Source organism: Pseudomonas sp. PH1b (assembly GCF_000633395.1).
Classification (GTDB): domain Bacteria; phylum Pseudomonadota; class Gammaproteobacteria; order Pseudomonadales; family Pseudomonadaceae; genus Aquipseudomonas.
The window spans coordinates 1-695 of record NZ_AYMU01000068.1 but is presented as its reverse complement, the minus strand read 5'-3'; the positions used below and the strand labels follow the sequence as shown (position 1 = coordinate 695).

Below are 695 nucleotides of genomic sequence, written 5' to 3'. Positions count from 1 at the left end.
AAGTGTAGGTTTTGAAGTTATTGAGGAAAATCTTCCTCGGTTTAATGATGCTTGCCAGCGCGAGCTTTATTTGCGTTCATTTATTGGTATGGCAAGGAAGGGGTTGCTCAGTCATGATGCTGATGAGGATGGTAGCTATAAATTGATAGTTAGGCCGGTAGTAAATATGGAATATTTGAGTTTGCCGAATGATATTAAATGCGTTACTTGTGTGCTTTCTAATCTCGAACCAGAAAAAGAAGGTCCGTTTTTTTTAGCTGAGACAGGTTTTAAGTGATTCGGTGTTGAAGTCATGGTATGTGGTTTTCGTGTGCAGTGAAATATGGTAAATCGCGTCGTAAGTTTTTGAAAAGCGTTTGTTGGAAGAGATGTATCAACTAGGACAGGGCTGAGATCCTGTTGCGCAATCATAAAAGGGCTACTCACATGATCAAAACTATTTTCAAGGCGGTCGCTGCTCTGTCAATTACGCTGCTTTACGGCTGTGCCTCAGCCCCAACAATGGAAAAGATGCAAGCCGAAGTCTCGCAGTACTCGCTACCTAAACCTGCAGTTGCCGACAAAGGATTGGTATACGTCGTTCGCCCTAGCAATGTGGGAATGATGGTACGTTTCAATGTCTTCCTGGATGACAAGGAAGCCGACTCGGAAATGGGCTACAACCGTGGTAACCAATATATCTATTTCTACGTCAC

General features: G+C 43.2%; 2 pseudogenes. Both read left to right on the top strand.

The window, feature by feature from the left end:
* Positions 1 to 277 (top strand): annotated as a pseudogene (locus U873_RS36845) (hypothetical protein); the annotation flags it as partial.
* A 233-nt stretch (positions 278 to 510) separates the two neighbouring features.
* A pseudogene (locus U873_RS34665) lies at positions 511 to 695 on the top strand (hypothetical protein); the annotation flags it as partial.